This window comes from Arthrobacter sp. B10-11 (assembly GCF_033142195.1).
GTDB lineage: Bacteria > Actinomycetota > Actinomycetes > Actinomycetales > Micrococcaceae > Arthrobacter > Arthrobacter oryzae_C.
Genome location: NZ_JAWMTH010000002.1, coordinates 352928 through 375872, shown reverse-complemented (window position 1 = coordinate 375872; position 22945 = coordinate 352928). Strand labels below are relative to the sequence as shown.

20 protein-coding genes and 3 tRNA genes are annotated in these 22945 nt (G+C 68.0%); 13 read left to right on the top strand and 10 right to left on the bottom strand.

Going from position 1 to position 22945, the window contains the following annotated elements; all coding sequences use genetic code 11:
* The gene (locus RW112_RS07415) at positions 1–237 is read left to right on the top strand and encodes a hypothetical protein (protein ID WP_317781132.1); all 237 of its coding nucleotides are present in this window, start codon (positions 1–3) and stop codon (positions 235–237) included.
* Between the two features lie 35 nt (positions 238–272).
* Here RW112_RS07415 and RW112_RS07410 read toward each other — a convergent pair whose 3' ends face one another.
* Positions 273–509, bottom strand: a complete 237-nt coding sequence (locus tag RW112_RS07410) for a hypothetical protein (RefSeq protein WP_317781131.1) — start codon at positions 507–509, stop codon at positions 273–275.
* Between the two features lie 217 nt (positions 510–726).
* Here RW112_RS07410 and RW112_RS07405 point away from each other — a divergent pair, with 217 nt between their 5' ends.
* Positions 727–2031 carry a cation:proton antiporter gene (locus RW112_RS07405; protein ID WP_317781130.1) on the top strand — a complete coding sequence of 435 codons (1305 nt, stop codon included), beginning with the start codon at positions 727–729 and terminating at the stop codon, positions 2029–2031.
* A gap of 118 nt (positions 2032–2149) precedes the next feature.
* Positions 2150–4129 (top strand): hypothetical protein, encoded by a 1980-nt coding sequence (locus RW112_RS07400; protein ID WP_317781128.1) that lies wholly within the window; start codon positions 2150–2152, stop codon positions 4127–4129.
* A 30-nt stretch (positions 4130–4159) separates the two neighbouring features.
* Here the strand turns inward: RW112_RS07400 and hutG are convergent, their stop codons facing one another.
* Together hutG and RW112_RS07390 are read right to left on the bottom strand one after the other, a co-directional pair.
* Positions 4160–5131 (bottom strand): formimidoylglutamase, encoded by a 972-nt coding sequence (gene hutG, locus RW112_RS07395; protein ID WP_317781127.1) that lies wholly within the window; start codon positions 5129–5131, stop codon positions 4160–4162.
* 161 nt (positions 5132–5292) lie between these two features.
* On the bottom strand, positions 5293–6735 hold the full coding sequence (locus RW112_RS07390) for an NCS2 family permease (protein ID WP_317781126.1): 1443 nt from the start codon (positions 6733–6735) through the stop codon (positions 5293–5295).
* A gap of 113 nt (positions 6736–6848) precedes the next feature.
* On the opposite strand from RW112_RS07390, the gene RW112_RS07385 reads away from it, so the two are divergent.
* A complete protein-coding gene (locus RW112_RS07385) occupies positions 6849–7496 on the top strand; it encodes a copper resistance protein CopC (RefSeq protein ID WP_317781125.1) in 648 nt (215 codons plus the stop codon).
* 2 nt (positions 7497–7498) lie between these two features.
* Here the strand turns inward: RW112_RS07385 and RW112_RS07380 are convergent, their stop codons facing one another.
* Positions 7499–8131 (bottom strand): NAD(P)-binding protein, encoded by a 633-nt coding sequence (locus tag RW112_RS07380; protein WP_317781584.1) that lies wholly within the window; start codon positions 8129–8131, stop codon positions 7499–7501.
* Between the two features lie 457 nt (positions 8132–8588).
* Between RW112_RS07380 and RW112_RS07375 the strand changes: the two genes are divergently transcribed.
* The 5 genes from RW112_RS07375 to RW112_RS07355 all read left to right on the top strand — a co-directional run bounded on the left by RW112_RS07375 (position 8589) and on the right by RW112_RS07355 (position 15538).
* Positions 8589–9620 carry a universal stress protein gene (locus tag RW112_RS07375; RefSeq protein WP_317781124.1) on the top strand — a complete coding sequence of 344 codons (1032 nt, stop codon included), beginning with the start codon at positions 8589–8591 and terminating at the stop codon, positions 9618–9620.
* Positions 9621–9650: 30 nt separating this feature from the next.
* Positions 9651–12374 carry a PEP/pyruvate-binding domain-containing protein gene (locus RW112_RS07370; protein ID WP_411709877.1) on the top strand — a complete coding sequence of 908 codons (2724 nt, stop codon included), beginning with the start codon at positions 9651–9653 and terminating at the stop codon, positions 12372–12374.
* Positions 12375–12502: 128 nt separating this feature from the next.
* Positions 12503–13684, top strand: coding sequence for a hypothetical protein (locus tag RW112_RS07365; RefSeq protein WP_317781123.1), 1182 nt, complete (start codon positions 12503–12505; stop codon positions 13682–13684).
* A complete protein-coding gene (locus tag RW112_RS07360) occupies positions 13681–14658 on the top strand; it encodes an ABC transporter ATP-binding protein (RefSeq protein ID WP_411709876.1) in 978 nt (325 codons plus the stop codon). The genes RW112_RS07365 and RW112_RS07360 overlap by 4 nt, the downstream gene beginning before the upstream one ends.
* A gap of 4 nt (positions 14659–14662) precedes the next feature.
* Positions 14663–15538, top strand: a complete 876-nt coding sequence (locus RW112_RS07355; protein WP_411709875.1) for an ABC transporter permease — start codon at positions 14663–14665, stop codon at positions 15536–15538.
* Positions 15539–15564: 26 nt separating this feature from the next.
* Here the strand turns inward: RW112_RS07355 and RW112_RS07350 are convergent, their stop codons facing one another.
* From RW112_RS07350 to RW112_RS07330, 5 genes are all read right to left on the bottom strand, one after another.
* Complete coding sequence (locus RW112_RS07350) at positions 15565–17010, bottom strand: C40 family peptidase (RefSeq protein WP_317781122.1); 1446 nt, start codon at positions 17008–17010, stop codon at positions 15565–15567.
* A gap of 269 nt (positions 17011–17279) precedes the next feature.
* On the bottom strand, positions 17280–18200 hold the full coding sequence (locus tag RW112_RS07345) for a cation diffusion facilitator family transporter (RefSeq protein WP_317781121.1): 921 nt from the start codon (positions 18198–18200) through the stop codon (positions 17280–17282).
* A 14-nt stretch (positions 18201–18214) separates the two neighbouring features.
* Positions 18215–18643, bottom strand: a complete 429-nt coding sequence (locus tag RW112_RS07340) for a metallopeptidase family protein (protein ID WP_317781120.1) — start codon at positions 18641–18643, stop codon at positions 18215–18217.
* Between the two features lie 9 nt (positions 18644–18652).
* The gene (locus RW112_RS07335) at positions 18653–19645 is read right to left on the bottom strand and encodes a DMT family transporter (protein ID WP_317781119.1); all 993 of its coding nucleotides are present in this window, start codon (positions 19643–19645) and stop codon (positions 18653–18655) included.
* Positions 19646–19753: 108 nt separating this feature from the next.
* The gene (locus tag RW112_RS07330) at positions 19754–20635 is read right to left on the bottom strand and encodes an ArgP/LysG family DNA-binding transcriptional regulator (protein ID WP_317781118.1); all 882 of its coding nucleotides are present in this window, start codon (positions 20633–20635) and stop codon (positions 19754–19756) included.
* Between the two features lie 69 nt (positions 20636–20704).
* Here RW112_RS07330 and RW112_RS07325 point away from each other — a divergent pair, with 69 nt between their 5' ends.
* Positions 20705–21307 (top strand): LysE/ArgO family amino acid transporter, encoded by a 603-nt coding sequence (locus RW112_RS07325; RefSeq protein WP_317781117.1) that lies wholly within the window; start codon positions 20705–20707, stop codon positions 21305–21307.
* 19 nt (positions 21308–21326) lie between these two features.
* Here the strand turns inward: RW112_RS07325 and RW112_RS07320 are convergent, their stop codons facing one another.
* A complete protein-coding gene (locus RW112_RS07320; protein WP_317781116.1) occupies positions 21327–22361 on the bottom strand; it encodes a PHP domain-containing protein in 1035 nt (344 codons plus the stop codon).
* Positions 22362–22511: 150 nt separating this feature from the next.
* On the opposite strand from RW112_RS07320, the gene RW112_RS07315 reads away from it, so the two are divergent.
* The 3 genes from RW112_RS07315 (at position 22512) to RW112_RS07305 (ending at position 22877) form a co-directional block, all read left to right on the top strand.
* A tRNA-Glu gene (locus RW112_RS07315) sits at positions 22512–22584 on the top strand.
* Between the two features lie 95 nt (positions 22585–22679).
* Positions 22680–22753 (top strand) — tRNA-Asp (locus RW112_RS07310).
* Positions 22754–22801: 48 nt separating this feature from the next.
* A tRNA-Phe gene (locus RW112_RS07305) sits at positions 22802–22877 on the top strand.
* The last annotated feature ends 68 nt before the right edge of the window (positions 22878–22945 follow it).

Here is a 22945-nt window from a genome sequence, read left to right as displayed (position 1 = left end):
ATGAAAGCACGGGGGACGGTTCTGTCCAGGCGGATGGCATTTGCTGCCACGGTTTCCGACTGGAGGACCCTCAAAGCAGGCGATCGGGTTGAAATCCTCAAGCACGCGCATGTGGTGGCCGCAGGTGAGGTTGAGGAGATTTCCGTCAGCGGAAACGTGCTCTGGCTGGTGCCCTCGACTCCGTCGGAAACCCAGCTCTTTATGAAGTCCGACGGTGTCCAGGTCCGCAGGACCTAAGCCCTAGGCCATCCAGCAAAGCCTATGCCGTTGTGCTAGGCGGCGATGTCCTCATAGGTTTCACCGAAGGGGACGGATTCGTCGAGGGCAACGGTGTAGGCTCCCGGCTCGACGCGGGTGACCCGGATGCCGCAGTTGCCGTCTTCGACCGCAGCTTCGATGAGTTCCTTGACGGCGCTGTCCAGGCCGTTGTGGATCTCTTCGGCGGAGGAGAAGGTCAGGTGGATGGACCGGACGTCGGTGGTCTGGGATTCCATGGTTGCTGCAGTCATTGGGGGTCTTTCTCTCAAATAAATGCCAATTGGCCTCAGCCCAGTCTACCGGCGCTGTCAAAAAACATAAGATGTCTGGCATTTGTCCCTCCGGGTTCGGTGATTCCGAAACCCGGGGGGACAGCCTTTTTTCCGGCCCTGTTTGCTGCTCGGCGCTATAGGCTGGACAGCAACATCCGGTCTTGTGCACCGTGGCGCAAGCGGAGAGAAGGCGACGATGTTCGAACCTCCCAGCATCATTTTTGTCGCAGCCGGACTGGCTGTCCTGACCGCCGCAGTGTTGCCCAAGCTGCTCCGGAATGCCCCGTTTTCCATGCCCATGGTGTTCCTCGGTGCGGGCATGGTCATCTTCAGCGCCCTCGGTGACCTTCCGGATCCGGATCCGCTCCGGTACGGGACATTCACCCTCCACCTCACCGAGGTGTGCGTGATCATTTCGCTGACCGGTGCGGGCCTGGCCCTCGACCGGCCCGTAGGACGCAGGCGGTGGGCCACCACCTGGCGGATGCTGGGAATCGCCATGCCGGTGTGCATCCTTGCGCTCACCCTTCTGGGCATGTGGCTGCTGGGCCTCGGGCTCGCCGCGGCGCTCCTGGTGGCAGCCGCCGTCGCCCCCACGGACCCTGTCCTGGCCTCGGAGGTCCAAGTGGGGGAGCCTGCGGACAGCGACGAAGAATCCGACAAGGAAGACGAAGTACGGTTCGGGCTCACGTCCGAAGCCGGACTCAATGACGGCCTGGCGTTTCCGTTTGTCTATTTGGCAATCGCCATCAGCGCAGCCGGCGACTCGCCGTCCGGGTGGTTCCCGGAGTGGTTCGCCGTGGACGTGCTCTGGCGGATCGGGATCGGCCTCGTGCTGGGCGTCGGCACGGGCAAAGTCCTGGCCCGGCTCTTCTTCTCGTCACGGCATAACAGCATAAGGTTGTCCGAACACTCCGAGGGCTTCGTGGCGCTCACGGCGACATTCCTGGCATACGGGGCCGCGGAAATGATCGAGGGATACGGCTTTGTGGCCGTGTTTGTCTGTGCTGTCACAATCCGCGCCGCCGAGCACACGCACGGGTACCACCGCGTGCTGCACTCCTACGTTGAGCAGCTCGAACGGCTCATGACGGTGGTCATTCTGGTGCTGCTGGGCGGAGCCATCGCCCGCGGCCTGCTTGAGGGCATCGGCTGGGCGGAAGTCGCAGTGGCAGTGGTCTTCCTGGTGCTGGTCCGGCCGTTGTCGGGCGTGCTGGCGCTGGCGGGAGGCAAGACGGGCCCCAGGGAAAGGATCGCCATTTCGTTTTTCGGCATTCGCGGGATCGGTTCCCTGTATTACCTCGCCTACGCCCTGGGCAAGGGTCAGTTCACGGACCAGGCCGAGCAGCTGTGGGCCATCGTGGGCCTGGTGGTGGCCGCGTCCGTGGTCCTGCACGGCGCAACCACGGCTCCCGTCATGAACAGGCTGGACCGGCTGCGCCAGCGGAAGGCGGCGGAGAAGTTCGGCGATGAGGACGAGGCGCCGAAGACCGCGGTGTGAGGAACACGCCGGCTTTCGCGGCCATTGAGCCCCCGCGCCTCTTCCGATATGGTCAAATCCACAGGACCGGCCCGGGGTCAGCTGGGCGAAGTCACCAGCCACCAGAGAGCAGCCTCCCGTGTCTACCGACCACTCCGCAACACTGCACTCCGAAACACAGTCCGCCCCAGCGGTTTCCGACGACCGTCCGCCGCTGGAACGGCGCCTTGATCCGCAGATCCGCAAGCTCGCCGTCGGCGTCTGGACAGCGGAGCTGATCGGGGACGAACTGGCGAACATCAGCTATGGGGGCCGGCCCGTGCTCCGTGCCATCAAGGCGGTGGTGCGGGACCACGAATGGCGCACCCTGGCGCCGTCGGTGCGGGATATTGCGGAACTGAAGGACGACGACGGCATCAGCCTCCGCATCCACGTTGACTACGCAGCACCCGGTACTGAGGCGGCCGGCGCTGAGGCGGCCGGCACTGAGGCGGCGGCCTACGAAGGCATGCTGTTGCTCCGGATTACGCCAGCCACAGTCGAGGTATCGTTCTCCGGCCGGGCCAAGGCGGCATTCCGGCGCAACCGGATCGGCCTGGTGGTCCTCCATCCCACCAGCGAAGCGGGCCGGGACGTCAGCGTTGTGTCGCCGGACGGCACCGTAACCAGCGGGACCTTCCCCGCGGACATCAGGCCGGACCTTGTCTTCTCGGACATCTCCTCCATGGAATGGGCCGACGCCGGGACCGCCTTTGATCTCGGCTTCTCCGGGGACATCTTCGAAACCGAGGACCAGCGGAACTGGAGCGACGGTTCCTTCAAGACCTACAGCACGCCCTCCGCGCTTCCCATCCCGGTGGACGTCGCGCCGGGGGACACCGTGAACCAGTCGGTCAGCATTGAGGCCCTCAGCATCGAGACGCCGGACAACCCCCTCCGGGAAAGCCATGAACCGGCAGCCTTCACGGTGGGCGAACCGGCCGGAACCGTTCCCACGCTTGCGGTGTCCGTGGACTCACCGCAACCGCCGGCCGGGGATCAGGGGGAAGGGCCGCAGCTGCCCGGCCTCGACGCCGTCCTGGTGGAACTCTACGAACCGCGGGAAGTGTGGCCCGCCAAGCTGGCCGCCGCAGCCCGGGAAGCGGACCGGCACGGCGCCGCGCTGGACGTGCGGGTCGTCTCCGATTCCGCCGACGGCGTGGCCGAAGCACTCATCGACGCCCTGGGCGGGCAGCTGTCCCGGATTGCCAGGGTGGGACTTTTCCACCCGGAGACCGAGTGCACCGACCCGGCGGCCTTCGGCGCGCTGAAGGCGTCGCTCGCGGAAGCAGGGTTCACCGGGCAGTTCCTGGCCGGCACCCGCTCACATTTCACGGAACTCAACCGCTGGATTGCCGGCGGCAGCGACGGCGGCGGCGGCACCCCTGTCCCGCAGGACGCCGACGCCGTGACCTTCAGCCTCGCTCCGCAGGTCCACAGCACGGAAGTCCCGCACATCACGGAGACCGTCCCGGTCCAGCGGCTTGCCGCGGCCAACGCCGTGAAGCTCGGAGGCGGGCGCCCCGTCCACGTCGGCCCCGTCACGCTCAAGCCCCGCCTTCATGCCCCGGGCCAGCAGGCTGCCGGGGACGAACTCCAGGACCACAGCTTCACCGCCGCCTGGACGTTGGCCAGCCTCGCTGCCCTCACCGTTGACGGCGTCGCCTCCGTCACGTACTTCGAAGCGGGACCGCCGCGCGGCATCGCCAATGCCGAGGGCACGCTGAACCCGGCCGGAGAGCTGCTGCAGAAGCTCGCTGCCTGCAAGGGCGATCCCGTGCTGGCCGCCACGGAAGCTCAGGTGCACCCGCCGGCAGGCAAGAACCCCGTGACGGTCTATCCGGTGCAGTCGGCTGCGGGCCTGCAGCTGTTCGTGGGCAACCTCAGCCCCCGCGAGGCCGTTGCCAACGTCACGCTTCCCCCCGGGACAGCTGCAAGTACTGCTTCGGGACCGGCCGACGTGACAGTCATCGGGGCCGCCGCAGGCGGCGGGCAAGCGGACGCATCGTCAGCGGAAGACGGCGTCCTGACGGTAACGCTGGGACCGTGGGCCACCGCCGTCGTCAGCTTCCGGAACTAACGGCGGGCAACAGGCCTAGCCCGGCAGGGTCTAGCCAAGCAGCGTATTGACCAGTCGCGCGGCCACCCTGGCCGTGCGCTGGTCGATATCGAATTTCGGGTTCAGCTCCGCCACGTCCAGGTGCAGCAGCTTTCCGCTGGCCGCCACCTGCCGGCACACGGCGTTGATCACGGCGAGCGGAACTCCGAACGCGGCCGGGGCGCTGACCCCGGGGGCCACGGCGGCGGGCAGCACGTCCAGGTCGATGGTCAGGTACAGGACGTCCACGCCCGCCAGGAAGTCGGCCACGAACTGCGCGGTGGCTTCCGCCGTGCAGTCCTCGTCGAGAAGGTACTTCACGCCCAGCCGTTCAGCGGTCTTGAAGAGCACGCGGGTGTTGTTCGGCTCGGAGATCCCGACGACGGCGTAGTCCAGTCTGCGTTCGGCGGCCTCCTCCGCGCGTGCCATCTGCAGGAACGGCGTGCCGGAGGAGGGCTCGGGCGCGTCCCGCAAGTCGAAGTGGGCGTCCAGGTTCAGCACCCCCAGCCGCTTGCCGCTGCGGACAGCCTCGGAATTGGCCACGCCAAGGTAGCTGGCGAACGCGGTCTCGTGCCCGCCGCCCAGCAGCACGGTGAGGTTGCCGGCGTCGAGCATTTCAGACACGGCCAGCCCGGCACGCGCCTGGGCTGCCTCCAGCGCACCGTCCTTGACGGTCACATCGCCGGCGTCGAACACCTCGCGGGGAAGGTGGAACGCGAGCGGCGACAGGGCTGCCCGGATGGCACCGGGGCCCGCGGCTGCGCCCACCCGGCCCTTGTTGCGCAGCACGCCGGCATCGCTGCCAAAGCCGAGAATGACGGCGGGCCGGTGATGGGACTCCGGTGTATCGGCACCCGAAGCGGCGGGTCCGTGGCGGTACGGCGTGACGGCCTGCCACCAGCGGCGGTGCTCGGCGCTGTCGCCGTCGTAGCGGCCCCTCCAGGTGAGCGGCGGGATATCGACTGTGAGTGCTGTGTGCGGCATACTCCAAGCTCACCGCAGCCGAGCCCCGAAAACCAGCCCCGCCGCCGTCGGGCTGTCCCGAATCCCGGACACCTGGCTTAAACAGCGCCGAGGTGGCATTTCGCGGCAATGTTTTCGAAAAACACTGCCGCGAAATGCCACCTCGGCGGAAGAAAACCGGGCTAGTGGATCCCGAGCGCCTGCTCGATGGGGCCGATGCCGAAGAACAGCAGGAACGCGGCGGCCACGGCCCACATCAGCGGGTGTACCTCCCGGACACGGCCCTGGAAGGTGCGGATCAGCACGTAGGCGATGAATCCTGCGCCCAGGCCGTTGGCGATCGAGTAGGTGAACGGCATGAGGGTGAAGGTCAGGAACGCCGGAATCGCAATGCCCCAGTCCTGCCAGTCGATCTTGCCCACCTGGGCCACCATCATGAAGCCCACCACCACGAGGGCAGGGGCCACAGCCTCGAACGGGACCAGGTTGATCAGCGGCGTGAAGAACATGGCCACCAGGAACAGCAGGCCGGTGACGATCGAGGCCAGGCCGGTGCGGGCACCCTCGCCGATGCCGGCGCCGGATTCAACGTAGATCTGGTTGGAGGAGACGGATGCGCCGCCGCCCACGATCGCGCCGAGCGCGTCGACCTGCAGCACGCGGTCCACGTTGGGGATGTTGCCGTCCTTGTCCACGGTGCCGGCCTCGTTGGCCAGGCCCACCATGGTGCCCATGGCGTCGAAGAAGATGCTGAGCAGGATCACGAAGGCCAGCAGCGTTGCAGCCACGAAGCCGAGGTGCTCGAAGGCGCCGATGGGGTTGGCCTTGCCGATCAGCGACAGGTCCGGGGCGGCCCATTCGGTGAACTTCGGTGCCACCAGCGACCAGCCCTGCGGGTTGAAGTTCTTGCCGTCGAAGCTCGGACCGATGTGGAGGGTGAATTCAAGGATGACGGCCAGGATGGTGGAGGCGATGATGCCGATCAGGATGGCGCCCTTGACCTTGCGGACCAGCAGGCCGATGGTCAGGATCAGTCCGAAGACGAACACCACGGTGGGCCAGCCCAGGAGCTTGCCGTCGAAGCCAAGGCCCACCGGGACCGTGGTGCCGGCGGCGTCCGGGATGCGCCGGACGAATCCGGCGTTGACCAGGCCGATCAGGGCGATGAACAGGCCAATGCCCACCACGATGGCCGTCTTGAGGCCATCCGGGACAGCTTTGAACACCGCGGTGCGGAAGCCGGTGAGGACCAGGATCAGCATGGTGATGCCGGAGAGGACCACCAGGCCCATCATGTCCGGCCAGGTCAGGCCCGGATTGGTCGCCACAGTGACCGCCACGAAGGCGTTGACTCCCAGCCCGGTGGCCATGGCGAACGGGTGCTTGGCCCAGGCGCCCATGAGGATGGTCAGGATGCCGGCGGCGAAGGCCGTGACGGCCGCGACGGCGGGGAAGCCCAGGGTTGCGCCGCTGGAGTCGGGGCCGGAGAGGATCAGCGGGTTCAGCACCACGATGTAGCTCATGGCGAAGAACGTGGCAAAGCCTCCGCGGATCTCGCGGGAGAAGTTTGACCCCCGCTCGGATATCTTGAAGTACCGGTCCAGTGCAGAGCCCTGCTTAAGCATTAGTCCTCCGGGGGAGAGTGTTGGGGATTACTTGAATCCTAGTAGGTTGCCGGGATGCGACCCCGCGATTTCGCCTAGTCTGTAAGGAAGCCAACACACAGGAGTAGCCCCGCATGCGTCCCTTCCGCCACTTGCTGAGAGCCCTCATCGGGGCGCTGTTTTTCACGGCCGCCGTGCTGACCGCTGCGGCCCCGGCCTCGGCCCACGACGCCGCCGAATCCAGCAGCCCGGCGCAAGGCGCCACCGTGGCCGCGCCTCCGGAGACTGTTTCCGTGACCTTCAACAAGGCCCCGCTGGCCCTGGGTTCGCAGTTCCAGGTGAAGGATGTCGCGGGCACCAACTGGGCAGAGGGGCCCGTGGAGATCGTGGACAACGTGGCGTCCCAGAAGCTCCGGACCGGCGCTCCCGCCGGGGAGTTCACCGTGTTGTGGCGTGTGGTTAGTTCCGATTCGCATCCGATCGAGGGCACCTTCACGTTCACCGCCACCGCCGCAGCGGCGGGCGGCCCGGCACAGAGCAGTTCGACACAGAGCAGTTCAACGCCGGGAAGTACGACGACGGCGGGCCAGGTCCCCACGGCCGGCACCGCCCAGCCCGGCACCCCCGCCGCGCCTGAGCAGGCGCCCGACGCTTCGGAACCGTTCCCCTGGAGCCTGGTGCTGTTCGCCGGAACCGCCCTGGGCATCCTCGTGGCACTGGGCGTGCTGGCCAAGCGGAACCTCAAGTCGACCGACAGTGAGGCCAGCGGGCCTGAGGCCTAGGCCTAGACGGGCGCCGGGAGTGCTGCGAAGCTTCCCGTCAGGACCGAGGGAACGCTGTCCGGATACACCTTCGCGGAGATTGCCTGCCCCACCACCTTGGCCTGGCGGAGCACTTCCTTGGGCGTGGGAGTGATGAGTTCCCCTACGCCGACGAGGTAGATGCCGATGGCCCGCATGGCGGCGGCCAGGTTCTGCCCCAGTGCGAGCCCGAGGTCTGCGAGCATGCGGCGCAGCTGGCTGTGCGCGCCGCGGGTCAGGACAATGTGGTGGGCCAGCAGGATGCCGTCGGGTGTGTGGACGGCCCATTGGTGCAGGGGTGGCTCGGCGGCCCCGCCTGCCAGCAGGTTGAGCTGCACGGCGCGGGTGTTGTTGCGGATGTCCAGGTTGTGGCTGCTGGCGTAGTTCCGCAGGTGGCGGAGGATTTCGTTCCGCTCCTGCATGGTGGCTGAATTCGGCGCGTCACAACGGGGCAGGGACACGGTGTTGGGGGACTGGATTCCGCCCAGGGTTTCGAGCGCATCCACGGTGATGGAGTCCACGCCGCGCCGCCGGAGTTCGCTGGCAATTGCCAGGCCCGGAAGCCCTGAGCCGATGATCACCGCAGTGGTCTGCTCGGTCCCACCATAAATTGGCATGCTCGACACTGCTCGTTCCTCCTCGAATGGTTCACAGTGCAGACCTGGTTCTCCTGCACTCTCCGTAACCCCCAAAGTCCGGCTGCGCGTGAAGCTGGATTGTGTTCTGAAACACATATCTCAGTTTCGCAACGCCTCGACAATACAGAACTTTTCGAGCTCTGGATAGCCCTTGCCGGACAATGGCTACCCCCACAATCTCACACTTGTAATTTGGCTCATCGGAGGTGGGATCTCTATGTTTCAGCTGCGTAAAAAGTGGTAGCTGGCTCAGGTGTCCAAAGCCTCTCCGGGCGTGGTTTTAGGCCGCTTGCTTACTGTTCGGCAACCGAGAATAGTGGTCTAAAAGAGCGGAATTTCGGCCACCACCAGGTCCTGGTCCCCGGTTCACCCGGTGGACGGCCACTTCTGGCAGAATAGCGGCAACATCAGGCAGTATCGCGAGGAGGCGGACCCCATGGGCCGAGATCAGGTGCACCCGTCAAGGGATGACGACGGCGGTTCTGCCGCCCCCGAGGGGATCGTCGTGGGTGTGGACGGTTCCGACCATAGCCAGTGCGCGCTCGTCTGGGCCGCCCGCGAAGCTGAACGCCGCCGGCGCCCCCTGCATATCGTGACCGCTTACTCCGTGCCGATCTTCGCCGCGTCCGGCCTGGACGGCGGCTACGCCACCGTGGATGACTCGGTGATCCGCGAAGGCGCCGAAGCCATCCTCAAACAGGCTTTGGACAAGGTGGCCCCCTACGACATCGACGTGGACGCCTCCGTGGAGAACGGCGACGCCTCCGGTGTGCTGCTGGAGATGTCCGAAACCGCCGAACTGCTGGTCTTCGGCACCCGCGGCCGGGGCGGCTTCGTGGGCAGGCTCCTGGGCTCGGTCAGCAGTGCCCTCCCGGCTCACGCGAAGTGCCCCACGGTCACCGTGCCGTTGATCTGCGCCGACCGCCTGGGGGAGACCACTGACGACAAACACGTCAAGGCCGAGCAGGCCAAGTCCGGCCACCAGCCTGTTGAACACGTTGTGGTGGTGGGCGTTGACGGTTCCGAACAGGCCCGTGTTGCCGTGCTGGAGGCCGCGGACCAGGCTGAGCGGCTCGGCGCGCCGCTTCGCGTCGTCTGCGCCGTGCCGCAATACAGCGGATCGCTGGCATGGGTCCCTGCGCCCATGGACCGGGAGGCCCTGTTCGCGGACATCCGGGTCCAGCTCGACGCCGGAGTGGCCTGGCTGAAGAGCCACTATCCCAAGCTGACCGTGGAGACCCAACTGGTGGACGGTTCCCCGGTGGACGTCCTGGTTGAAGCCAGCCGGCACGTGGAGCTGGTGGTGGTGGGAACCCGCGGCCGCGGCGGCTTCACGGGAATGCTGCTGGGGTCGACGTCGGACGGCATCCTCCATCACGCCAAGGGGCCGGTGCTGGTGGTTCCGGACCGGGAGGACCCCCGCCTCGCGGACCGGGCCAGCTTCGGGCCCATGCTCGGCGCAGCGTAACCCTCCGGCGCGCGAACCGGGAGGCCAGCGGTGAATCAGGTCAGCACTCCGGATGCTTCGGCGGACGGACTGGTGCTGGGCCTGGAACTGATCGACGCCGGCATGCTGGCACGCGTGGGCGGCAAGGCAGCCAACTTGGGTGAGACCACACGTGCCGGGCTGCCGGTTCCGCCGGGCTTCTGCCTGACCACCGAGGCCTACCGGCGGGCGGTGAGCCCTGCGGGGCTGGAAGGCGTGCACGGCGCGCTGGCCGCCACCGGTGACCATGACCTGGCGGCCCTGGCCACGCTGGCGGCCCGGGCGCGGGAGCTCATTCTGGGGGTGGATGTCCCGCCGGAGATTGCCGCCGCGGTCCGGCAGTCCTACGCCGCACTGGGGACAGACGTTCCGGTGGCCGTCAGGTCTTCCGCGACGGCCGAGGACCTGCCGTTGGCGAGCTTCGCGGGGCAGCAGGACACATACCTCAATGTCGTGGGAGCCGACGCCGTACTTGACGCCGTCCGGCGGTGCTGGGCGTCGCTGTGGACGGACCGGGCGGTGGCCTACCGTGCCACGCACGGGATCAGCCCGTCAACGGTGGCCCTCGCAGTGGTGGTCCAGCGCATGGTGGATGCCGCCGTGGCGGGCGTCCTGTTCACGGCCAACCCGGTGACGGGGCGGCGCCAAGAGGCAGTCATCGATGCGAGCCCTGGCCTCGGTGAAGCGGTGGTTTCCGGGGCGGTGAATCCGGACCACTTTGTGGTTGACACGGCCACCGGCGCGATCACGGAGCGGCGGCCCGGGGACAAGGCCATTGCCATCAGGCCGCTGCCCGGAGGGGGCACGGAACGGACGGTCCTCCCACCGGATTCCGGCCCTTCCCTGGACGATGCACAGGTCCGTGAACTGGCAGCGCTGGGCAGCACGGTGGAGCAGCACTACGGGGCGCCGCAGGACATTGAATGGGCCATTGATGCCGCGGACAAGCTGTGGCTGGTGCAGTCCCGGCCCATCACCACGCTGTATCCCCTGCCGGACCCCCGTCCCGACCTGCCGGAGCCTGACGGCATACGGGTCTTCCTGTGCTTCAGCCTTGCCCAGGGGCTCACCCGCCCGCTCACACCGATGGGCATGGCCGGGTTCCGGCTGATCGCCGGTTCCGTGGCCCGCTCCGCCGGCTTTGACGTGCCCGAGCCGCGCAACGGTCCGGCACCCTACCGGCAGGCGGGGCAGCGCCTTTTCGTCGACCTGACCCCGGTGGTCCGCAGCAGCGTGGGCCGCGCCATCGTGCCCAGGGTTTTCGACATCATGGAGGCCAGGTCCGCCGCAGTGCTCCGCCGGCTTTTCGCCGACCCGCGGTTCACCGTGACCACCAGGACCCCGTGGCGCGTCCTCCGGCACGTGGTTCCGCTGGCGGCGAAGGGCAGGGTCCCGGAGTCGCTTTTCCGGGCACTGCTTCGGCCGGAAGCGGCGCTTCAGCGCGCGGAGACTTTCGGCGGCCGGCTCCGCGCCTCCCTGGCGGTTCCCGCCGACGCCACGGCGTCGGAACGGCTGAACCATGCCGAACGCATCCTGGGCGGGAAGCTTTTCCCGATCGTCCCGGCAGTGCTGCCCCTGCCTGCCCTGGGATTCGCGTCCCTGGCTGTTGCCGGGAAGCTGGCCGGGGCCGGCACGAACTCCGGCGCCCTGCAGGCGGTGCTCCGCGGGCTCCCCAACAATGTGACCACGGAAATGGACCTTGCCCTCTGGCACCTCGCCACGGCCATCCGCGCCCACCCCGGCGCAGCCGCCGTTTTCGAGGGGGCCTCCCCGCGGGAGCTGGCGCGGCAGTACCGCTCCGGCGGGCTTCCCGCCGTCGTGCAGTCCGGGCTGGCGGGCTTCCTGGCCCGGTACGGCCACCGGGCGGTGGCGGAAATAGACCTCGGCATGCCCCGCTGGTCGGACGATCCCACGCACATCCTCGGAGTCCTGGCGAACTACCTCAAACTCGACGATCCGGCACTGGCACCGGACCGGCAGTTCGCCAATGCCGCCCGCGAGGCGGAAGCCCAGATGGAGCGGCTGGTCGCAGTTGCAGGAAGCCGGGGCGGCCCGGCGGGCAGGCTGCGCGCCCGGCTGGTGCGGGGCGCGCTGAGGCGGACGCGGATGTTTGCCGGGTTGCGCGAACTGCCGAAGTACCACATCGTGGAGGGCCTGGCCGCGGTCAGGAAGGACCTCTCGGCGGTCGGCGCGGAGCTCGCTGCGGCCGGGCGCATCGGCGAGGCCGACGATATCTTTTTCCTCGACTTCGCCGAAGCGCACCGGGCCCTGGCCGGGGCGTCGTTCCGGGAGGTCGTGGCGGAACGCCGGGAAGCCTACGACGCCGAACTGGGCCGCCGCCGCATTCCCCGGGTCCTCCTTTCGGACGGGACGGAACCGGAGGCGCTGCAGGCGGCGGGCACGGGCGCCGCGGCCGGCGTCCTGTCCGGCACACCGGCATCTGCCGGGACTGTCACCGCCAGGGCGCGCGTCATCCTGGACCCGCAGGGTGCTGCACTGGAACCCGGTGAAATCCTGGTGGCTCCGTCCACTGATCCGGGGTGGACACCGTTGTTCCTTACCGCCGGCGGGCTCGTGATGGAAATGGGCGGACCCAATTCGCACGGTGCGGTGGTGGCCCGCGAGTACGGAATTCCCGCCGTCGTGGGCGTCCCGGACGCCACCGCCATCATCAGCAGCGGGCAGGTGATCACGCTCGACGGCGGGGCCGGCACCGTGGTGCCGGCGGGGGACTGAACCCGCCCGCGGCAGCGTGCTGAGCCGCCCCGGCAACGACCGCCCCGGCCATATCCCAAGGGGGTGTACCGGGCGGGTCCGAGGCGTACTCTGGAATCAATAAGCTGCAAAGTTGGAGCGGAGTTGTCATGACCAAAAAGTGGCTGCGGTGGATGCCTGCCGCTGCCGTGCCGGCCGTTATTGCCGCCGCTGCTTTGGCGGGGTCGTTGCCCGCCAGTGCAGGGGACCCGCTGCCCGCCAAAACGCCCCAGGAAGTCCTGGAGCTGATGGCGCAGCACACTGCTCCGTCCCTCTCCGGGACCCTGGAGCAGACCTCCCAGCTTGGCCTTCCGCAGCTCCCGACAACCGGACCGTCGGCAGGGAGCGATGCAGCCTCCGTGCTGGAGTTGTTGAGCGGCCCGCACACTGCCCGGGTCTTCCTGGACGGACCGGCCAACGTGCGCGTCCAGGTGCTGGACCGGCTGGCTGAACGCAATGCGGTGCGCAGCGGCGACCAGGTCTGGCTGTACAGCTCCAAGGACAACACCGCCACGCACCTGACACTGCCCGCCGATGCTGGCCAGCACAAGGATTTCGGCCAGTACAAGCATCCGGGTGCCGGCACGGACGGTGTCATGCCGACGCCGGCGGACCTCGCCGCGCGGCTGCTTGCCGCCGCTGATCCCACCACTGAAGTCGCAGTGCTTCCGGAGGTCAACGTTGCCGGCCGGGCCGCCTACAACCTGATGATCACCCCACGGACGGAAGGCACCCTGATCGCGTCTGCCGCAATCGCAGTTGACGGCCAGAGCGGACTGCCGCTCAGCGTTGAACTGAAGGCCCGCGGCCAGAACGAACCGGCCTTCACCCTGGCGTTCACCAGCCTGTCACTCGAAGCGCCGGACGCATCGCTGTTTGCCTTCAGCCCGCCGCCGGGTGCAACCGTCAAGGAAATTGACGTGCCGGCCCATGGCACGGTCGGCTGGCCGGCACACGGTACGGAAAGCGGCGCGGTACCTGACGCGGAGGCCCCGGATGCGGCCGTTCCCGATGCCGTTCCCGGCTCGAGGGATCCGGACATCGGACACCCGCGGCCCACGGTGACCGGTACCGGCTGGGAGAGCGTGGTTGAATTCCCCGCCGGCCCCGCGTCCGCGGAAGCCGGGGCGATGGTGTCCAGTGATCCGCTGCTGCAGCAGGCCGCTGTTGCGGTGCCGGGCGGACGGCTGTTCAGCACCGCCGTCGTGAACGTGCTGTTGACCGACGACGGGCGAGTCTTCGCAGGGTCTGTTCCCGCGGAGCGCCTGCTGACCGCTGCTGCCGCGAGGTGACAGCCGCGGGCCGGGGCGTGGAACTGGCCATAGAGACGCGCGGACTCAGCAAAAGGTTCGGCCACCAGCTGGCCGTGGACGGCGTTAACCTCGCCGTGCCGAAGGGCTCCGTGTTCGGCTTCCTGGGCCCGAACGGCTCCGGAAAAACCACCACCATCCGCATGATGCTGGGCCTTGCCGGGGCCACGGAGGGTTCCGTCAGCGTGCTGGGGCTGGAGATGCCGGCCCGCTTCCATGACGTCCTGCCGCGGGTGGGCGCCCTGGTGGAAGGCCCGGCGTTCTACCCGTTCCTTTCCGGGGAGGCCAATCTCCGGCGCCTCGACGCCGCAGACCCTCATGCAGCATCGGCAACGCGGCGCGCGCGGGTGGAGACCGCGCTGGAACGTGTGGGCCTGACGCACGCCGCCGGAAAGAAGGTCCGTGCTTATTCGCTCGGCATGAAACAGCGCCTGGGCATCGCCAACGCACTCCTCTCGCCCCGGGAACTGCTGGTGCTCGACGAGCCCACCAACGGCCTGGATCCGCAGGGAACCCGTGAAGTGCGCTCGCTGGTGCGGTCCCTCGCGGCGGACGGTGCCACGGTTTTCGTCTCCAGCCACCTGCTGGCCGAGGTGGAGCAGATCTGCACCCACGCCGCCGTCATGAGCGCGGGGCGGCTGGTGGCGCAGGGAACGCTCGCTGACCTGCGCGATGCCGGCAAGGCACGGATCCGCCTGATAACGCCCGACGCCGGCCTGGCCGACGGCGTCTTCGCCACGTTCGGCATGACCCCCGCGGGAGGCATGAACAACGGGGCGCTGGTCTATGGGGCACCGCCCGGAAGCCGCGCCGAAGGCGATGGCGTGGAGCCGGAAGCGGTGGTGGCCGCCCTGGTGGCGGCCGGGGTGCGGGTCCGCGGCTTCACCGTCGAGCAGGGCAGCCTTGAGGACCGCTTTGTGGCGTTGACGGGGGAGGGGTTCGACATTGCCCAGTAGAGGCGTGACCAGCAAGGACCGTGCCGCTGACGTCGGGGAAGGCCCGCCGCCGGCAGGAAGGCCAACTTCGGGATGGCCGCTGCTGGCTTCCGAACTGAGCGTCCTGTTCCGCCGGCGCCGGACCTGGGCCATGCTGCTGGCGCTCGCCGCCGTTCCGGTGCTGATGGCGGTGGCCGTCCGGCTTTCCTCAGCCGTGCCGCCCGGGCGCGGACCCGCCTTCCTGGACAGGTTCACGCAGAACGGGCTGTTTGTGGGGGTGACGGCGCTGCTTGTCTGCGTGCCACTTTTCCTGCCCCTCACCGTGGGGGTGGTGGCCGGCGACACGATCGCCGGCGAAGCCGGCCTGGGCACCCTGCGTTATCTGCTCGTGGCACCGGCCGGCCGTGTGCGGTTGCTGCTGGTCAAATATGCCGGCGCGGCGGCGTTCTGCATCGTCGCCCCCCTGGTGGTGGCGCTGGCCGGGGCGGGCATCGGGGCGGCGCTGTTTCCGGTGGGTCCGGTGACGCTGCTGTCGGGCGACGTGATCACCCCCGGGGAGGCGGTGGTCCGGCTGGTGCTCGTGGCCGCCTACCTCACCGTGTCGCTGCTGGGGCTGTCCGCCGTCGGGCTCTTCCTGTCCACCCTGACGGATGTACCGGTGGGCGTCATGGCGGCCACGATTGTAGCCTCGGTGGTGTCCCAGGTGATGGGGGAACTGCCCCAGCTGGAGTGGCTGCACCCCTGGCTGTTCAGCCATTACTGGTTCGGGTTCGCGGACCTGCTGCGACAGCCCATTGCCTGGGATTCCTTTGCCGCCAACGCGCTGTTGCAGGGTGGATACATCGCGGTCTTCGGGGCCCTCGCCTACGGCAGGTTCGTCACCAAGGACGTGCTCTCCTAGGACGTGCTGTCCTACGATGAAGCCGGCTAATACCGCGCAACGGTGGGGTGCAGCTGCATCCCGGCCATCCAGGCCAGATCCGTCACCGTGATGCCGTCGTCCGGGCTAAGGGCCTGGACCACCCGGCCGCCGCCGAGGTAGATGCCCACGTGGTAGAAATCGGGCGCAGATCCCCAGACAAGGAGGTCGCCCGGCTGTGCCTGCGAGAACGGCACGTGCACGGGTGCCTGCGCGTACTGCTGTGCCGCGGTGCGGGGAAGGTACTTGCCGGCAGCGGCGAATGCGTTCTGCACCAGCCCGGAACAGTCGAACCCGAGCGGACCGGAGCCGCCGTACTTGTAGAAGTACGGGGATCCAACCTTGCTGAGTGCCACCGAGATGGCAGTCTGGTTTGAGCCGCCCGGGGACGGTGCTGGAACCGGTGCGGGGGTGGGAACCGGTGCCGGAGCGACAGGCTGGGGCGCCGCGGGCGCCGGCGCCGCCGGAGCAGGAGCCGCAGGTGCCGGCGCCGCTGGAGCAGGAGCCGCAGGTGCGGGCGGGGCCGGAGCAGCAGGCGGCGGATTCGCAGGTGCCGGCGCAGCAGGTGCCGGCGACGCCGGGGCGGGTGCGGCGGGCCTGTCCTGCGCGGTGGAGCCCTGCGTCGCCGCGGAAGCCGCTCCTGCGGCAGTGACGGCCGCCAGCCGTTCCTGGGCCCGTTGGCGGTCCAGGGCATCAACCCGGGCGGACTCGAGGGCCACCGTGGTGTTCTTCAGGCTGGCAAGTTGGTCCACCAGGACGGTCCGCTGGGCCTTCGCCTCGGACACCGCCCTGGCCTGGGCGGCGTTGGCGCGTTCGGCATCAACCTTCCGGTCTTCGGCGGACCTGGCCGCGTCATCGGCGGCCCGGTTGGCGTCCGCCGCGGCGGCTGTCAGGGACTGGGCGGCGGAGGCTGCGTTGTCGGCCGCCTCGAATGCCCGGCTTCGGCTGGCGGAGATGGCCTCAAGGGTGGCGGCCTGCTTGAGCACTTCGCCGTTGCCGCTGACGAAGGTGCTGAGCGCGGGATTGAGGCCGCCGTTGCGGTACAGGTCTCCGGCCAGCTGCCCCACCTGTTTGCGCGTCTTCGCCTGTTCTGCCTCCGCGGCAGCCGCTTTCGCTGAAGCGAGCGTGGCTGCGCCACGGCGCACCTCGAGCGTGACCAGGGCGTCACCGTAGGCGTTGTTGGCCTGCATGGCGGCAGCAAAGCTGGCTTCCTGGGCCGCGGCGGCGTCGGCAAGGATCCGGTCGATCCGGGTGACCTGGTCCGCCGTCGCGCTTTCGCTGGCTTTGGCTGCCGCGATCTCTTCGGGGGAGGGGATCTCCGGCGACGCCGGAACGCTGACAGCGGCCACGGAGCCCGGAAGCGGTGCGGCGCCGGCGGGCAGGGCGAGGGATCCGAGGAGTACGACGGCGGTGCACAGCACAGCCGCTTTGCGGCCGGATCCGGTCAAACCCATCAAGTTACCTCGCAGAAGTAAGGCTGGAGTGAGCGAGGAGTTGAAGATTGTCACCCGTGATTTTCACAGGTAGATGCCCCGCCGCGGACACCCAGCAGACATGAGGCTACGTGCCCGGTTGCAACTTTGGCAACACTGGTCACATCAATAACATAAACAACAACCATGTGATTTGGTCACATTGAGGCACGGCGTGTCGGGATTCCGGGGGCTTGCGGTCAGGCGGGGTTCTGCGGTCACGTGGGATGCGGGACCGCCGCTTCCCAGGCTCAGGCGTGCTGGTGGGACTCGTGCTCGGAGTGGCTCTCGGGTTCCAGCTGGAAGGTGCAGTGTTCGGTGTCGAAGTGGGAGCCTAGGCAGGTGCCCAGCTTGTCCAGCAACTGGTCGGCGCCGCTGGCACTCAGCACGGCGTCCTCCACCACCACGTGGGCGGAAAAGACCGGCACGCCGGACGTGATGGTCCAGATGTGGATATCGTGCACGGACACCACGCCCGCCACGGACAGGATGTGCTCGCGGATCATCTGGACTTCCACGCCCTTCGGGGTGGCTTCCAGGAGCACGTCCACCACATCGCGGAGCAGGTGCCAGGCGCGGGGGAGGATCATCACGGCGATGACCATGGAGGCGATGGTGTCCGCCGCCTGGAAGCCTGTCAGCATGATCACCACCGCGGCGGCAATGACAGCGAAGGAGCCCAGCAGGTCGCCGAGGACCTCAAGGTACGCGCCGCGAACGTTAAGGCTCTCTTTCTGGGCGCCGCGGAGGATCAGCAGGGACACCACGTTGGCGGCCGCACCCAGGACCGCGGCGTAGAGCATCACGTCGGTCTGGACCTCGGGGGCAGAACCGATCCTTCGGACGGCTTCAGTGAAAATCACCACCGAGATGACAATCAGCACCAGCGCATTGGCGAGGGCGGCCAGGACTTCGGCGCGCTGGTACCCGTACGTCCGCAGGTCGCTTGCGGGCCGGGTGGCGATCCATGCCGCCAGGAGCGCGATGAAAACGCCGGCGGCATCGGACAGCATATGGCCGGCGTCGGCCAGCAGTGCCAAGGAACCGGAAATCACCGCGCCGATGACCTGGATCAGGACCACGGCCAGCGTGATGCTGAGGACGGCGATCAGGCGCTTGCGGTGTTTGCCGGTGGCCGTGATGCCGTGCGAATGGCTGTGGTCGTGTCCCATGCGTACAAGGCTAGCTAGTCCCAGCCGAGTTCGTGCAGCCGTTCGTCGCTGATGCCGAAGTGGTGGGCAATCTCGTGCGTCACGGTAATGGCCACCTCCTCGATGACTTCCTCACGGGACGAACAGATTTCCAGGATGGGCTGGCGGTAGATGGTGATCCGGTCCGGCAGCGATCCCGCTCCCCACCAGGCATCTCGCTCGGTCAGCGGCACACCTTCGTAGAGGCCCAGCAGCACGGTCTCCGGGTCCTCGCCCGGCTGCGGGACGTAATCGTCCTCGATGAACACCGCAACGTTGTCCATGGCCCGGGCCACTTCCGGCGGAACACGTTCCAGGGCGTCGCTGACCGCCGACTCGAAGTCTTCCTCGGTCATGGGGAACGGAACATGATCGTCCGCGCCGTCCGGGACGATCGGGAGGCCGGGCGGCAGGTTGGCGGGCATACCAGCACTCTAGCGGGATTTCCGACGCGTCAGCCCCACTCCCACCAGGCAGATCACGCCGCCCACAAGGCCCCACACGGTGGGCACTTCGCCGAGCACCAGCCAGGAGATGAGGATGGTGGTGCCGGGGACCAGGTAGGTGGTGGCGGCCAGCTTTCCGGCGTCGACGAGGGACAACGCGTACGCCCAGGTGGTGAACGCGATGGCCGTCGGGAAGATCCCCAGGTACACGAGCCCGAGGGTGGCCGGAAGCGGGGCGGCCTGGAGTTCGGCCACCAGCTGTCCGCTGAACGGCAGGCAGCAGACCGCGCCCACCATGATGCCGAACCATGTGGCCTGCGCCGCGGGGAACTTCCGCAGCACCGGCTTCTGGACGATCACGCTGACGGCGGCGAGCACGGCGGCGAGGAGGCAGAGCAGCACGCCGGCCACATCCGCCGTCGAACGCTGGCCCGAACTGAGCGCAATCACGGCGACGCCGGCGAACGCTATCAGGCTGCCGATGATCAGCCAGCGCGGGAAGCCTTCCTTGAGCAGTACGCCCGCCATCACGGCCACCAGGATGGGGTTGACGTTGATGAGCAGGGCTGCGGTGCCGGCGTCCAGCAGGTGCTCGGCGGCGTTGAGGGCCACGTTGTAGCCCCCGAACCACATCACGCCGTAAGCCAGGATGGGCCACCACTCCCGGCCCCGGGGCAGCATCCGGAGCTTCGGCAGCACCACCAGGCCAAGGACGACGGCGGCAATCGCCAGCCGTCCCAGCGTCAGGGAGCCGGGGGAGAAGCTTGGCCCTACAGCGCGGATGCCCACAAAGGCGGAGGCCCACAGGACCACCGTGATAACGACGGCGGCGACGCCGAGTTTGTTGACCGGTGTCCTTCCGGGTGAGGTGCCGGCGACGGGCGCTGTGCGTTGGGTCAGATGTTGCGGACTGGGTGCGTGCGGAGACCCTTCGTGGGGGCCTGCGGACGGCGTGGGGCCGGATTCGGCGGTGGTTGCCATGCTGCCAATCTAGCCCGTGCAGCGGCGGTGCAGCTGGCGGAAATCGGCCACGTCTAGTCGAGATCCTGCCAAAGTTTGCGGGCCGCCTGGCCGGTCACGCGGCTGCGTTCACCTCAGCACGCGCGCAGCGTCCTGGATGGCGCCGGCAACGCCGTCCAGCACGGCCGATCCGTAGCGCCACTGCTGCCAGTGCAGTGGTACGTCCACGAAGGATCTGGCGGCCAGGGTCTGCAGTGTTCCCTGGTCCAGGTCGTCGCCGATTTCGAGCTCCGGGAGCAGGCCCCACCCCATCCCGAGCCGGATCGCCTCGCCGAACTCGTGGGCCGCAGGCACGTAGTGGCGCGGCGGCTGGAGGGATTTGCGGCTGAGCCGCCGCAGGTAGCGGTCCTGCAGGTCGTCCTTGCGGTCGTAGATGATGACGGGGGCCTTTGCCAGCGATTCGGCCGTCGCGCCGGCGTCGAGCCAATGTGCCGCGAACGCCGGGGTGCAGACGGGAAGGTAGCGCATCACGCCGAGCCGGCGGGACGTGCAGCCGGGGGCCGGCTTGGCGGTGGCGGTGATGGCAGCCGCCGCAGCGCCGCTGCGGAGGAGGTCCAGCGAATAATCCTGGTCCTCGCGCAGGATTTCCAGCTGGACCGTCCCGGCCACGGCAGCCAGCCCGGCGAGTGCCCACGTGTGCAGCGAGTCGCTGTTGATCACCAGCGTCAGCCGGGTGTCCGGGTGCGCGGTGCCCGGCTGCAGTTCATCGGCGAGGTCCGCCGACAGCATCTCGAGCTGCCGGGCGAAGCGCACCACGGCCTGGCCGGACTCCGTGAGCTCAATCGGCCTGGTCCTCCTCAGGACGGGACGGCCCACCGCGACCTCCAAGGCGCGGATGCGCTGGCTGACGGCGGAAGCCGTGACGGACAGGTGGCTGGCGGCGGCGTCGAAACTTCCCTGCGAGACGATGGCCGCGAGCGTCCGGGCCTGGTCGGGATGTATGTCGATCATTAGCTGATCTTATCTCCCCAAAGAATCTTTAACTGGTTTCATGATCGTCATCCACCTACCGTTGAAAGCGTGATCCTTCCCGTGCTTTCAGGCCTGGCCAGCGGCCTGTCCCTCATCGTCGCCATCGGCGCCCAGAATGCCTTCGTCCTGCGCCAGGGCATCCAGCGCTCGCATGTGGCCCTTGTCATTGCCGTCTGCGCCGTCTCGGACCTCGTGCTGATCATCCTCGGCGTGGCCGGCATCGGCGTCGTGATTGAACGGGCACCGGGTGTGCTCGACGTGGTGCGCTGGGCCGGAGCCGCCTTCCTGGCCGGTTACGGTGCCCTCGCCGCCTGGCGGGCAGTCCGCGGCCAGGCCCTCGGGCAGCTCGGGCCGGCGCGGGCTGCCAGCTGGATGGCCGTCCTGGGCACCGGCCTGGCCTTCACCTGGCTCAACCCGCACGTGTACCTGGACACCGTGCTGCTGCTCGGGTCCCTCGCCAGCACCCACGGACCTGACGGCCGCTGGTGGTTTGCCGCCGGAGCGGGCGCAGCCAGCATCGCGTGGTTCACGGCCCTGGGGGTCGGTGCACGGTTCCTGGCCCCGGTCTTCCGGCGCCGCAGCGCCTGGCGCATCCTCGACGCAGCCATCGCCGTCGTGATGTTGACGATGGCCATATTCCTGGTGAGCTGAGCAGCACTGCCCAGCCGTACTACTTTCCGCGCCCCGCCCACTCCAGCAGCCGGTCCAGCGGCCAAGTGGTCACGATCCGTTCCGCGGGAATGCCGTTTGCCGCAGCGCGGGCTGCGCCGTACTGGAGGAAATCCAGCTGGCCCGGTGCGTGGGCGTCACTGTCGATACTGAAGAGGCAGCCCGCATCGAGGGCGAGCCGGATCAGGTCGTCCGGCGGATCCTGCCGCTCGGGGCGCGAATTGATTTCGACGGCGACATCCTGTTCCGCGCACGCCGCGAACACCCGCTCGGCGTCAAACTCGGATGGAGGCCGCGTTCCCCTGGATCCCTGGAGCAGCCGGCCCGTGCAATGGCCGAGGACGTTCATGTGCGGATCGCTGATGGCGCCCAGCATCCTGGCGGTCATGGTGCTCCGGTCCGAACGGAGTTTCGAGTGGACGCTCGCCACCACAACATCCAGACGGTCCAGCATGTCCGCGGACTGGTCCAGGGTCCCGTCCTCCAGGATGTCCACCTCGATGCCGGCCAGCAGGCGGAAGCCTCCGCCGTCGTCGTCGTTGAAGCCGCTGTTGATGCCCGCGACAATATCCAGCTGCTCCGTGAGGCGTTCGGCGCTCAGCCCGTTCGCGATTTTGAGGCTGGGGGAGTGGTCTGTCAGGGCGAGGTACTCCCGGCCCAGGGTGCGGGCGGCGTCCGCCATCAGTTCAATCGGGGACCCGCCGTCGGACCAGTCGCTGTGGCTGTGGAGGTCCCCGCGAAGTGCGGAGTGCAGTTCGGCGCCGCCGTCTGCGAGCGGCTGCTGACCGCGCTGCCGGAGGCCCTCAAGGTAGTCGGGGACGGCGCCGTCGACCGCCTGCCGGATCACCTCGAAGGTTCGGTCCCCGATTCCCTTCATGCTTTTCAGCCGGCCGTTGCGGGCGCGGGCGGCAACGTCCTCCGGATCCAGGGCGGCGATGATGCCGGCGGCCTTCCGGAAGGCCTGGACCTTGAACGTGGGGGCCAGCTCGCGTTCCAGCCAGAACGCGATCTCATTGAGGGCGGCGACGGCATCCATCAGTCCATCTTGCACCCGGAACACGCCGATTTTGGATATTCCCAAGGTCTGCCCTACACTTTTATAGTCCAGTTCGGAGCAACTCGAAAGGGCGGAAACGGAAGGCTTCGGCCCTTTATTTTTGCCCTGAATGAGCCGGATTGAGTTCAGGCCCCCATCGTCTAGCGGCCTAGGACACCGCCCTTTCACGGCGGCGGCACGGGTTCGAATCCCGTTGGGGGTACGCAAGGAAGTGGTCAAACCGGATGAAAAAGTCTGGTAGGCTAAAGGCCTTGAAAAATTGCAGTAGCGATACTGCAGACAGCAAGAAAATAGCAAGGCCCTGTAGCGCAGTTGGTTAGCGCGCCGCCCTGTCACGGCGGAGGTCGCGGGTTCAAGTCCCGTCAGGGTCGCTCTGAGCGCCGGAAGAAATTCCGGTTCTCAAGGTGACATGTCACCTAGGCTCTGTAGCTCAGTTGGTAGAGCGTTCGACTGAAAATCGAAAGGTCACCGGATCGACGCCGGTCGGAGCCACCACTGGGAAGCATCAGTTCTTCGGAACTGGTGCTTTTCTTCTTTAAGCGCAGTCGCGGCTGATGTGCGGG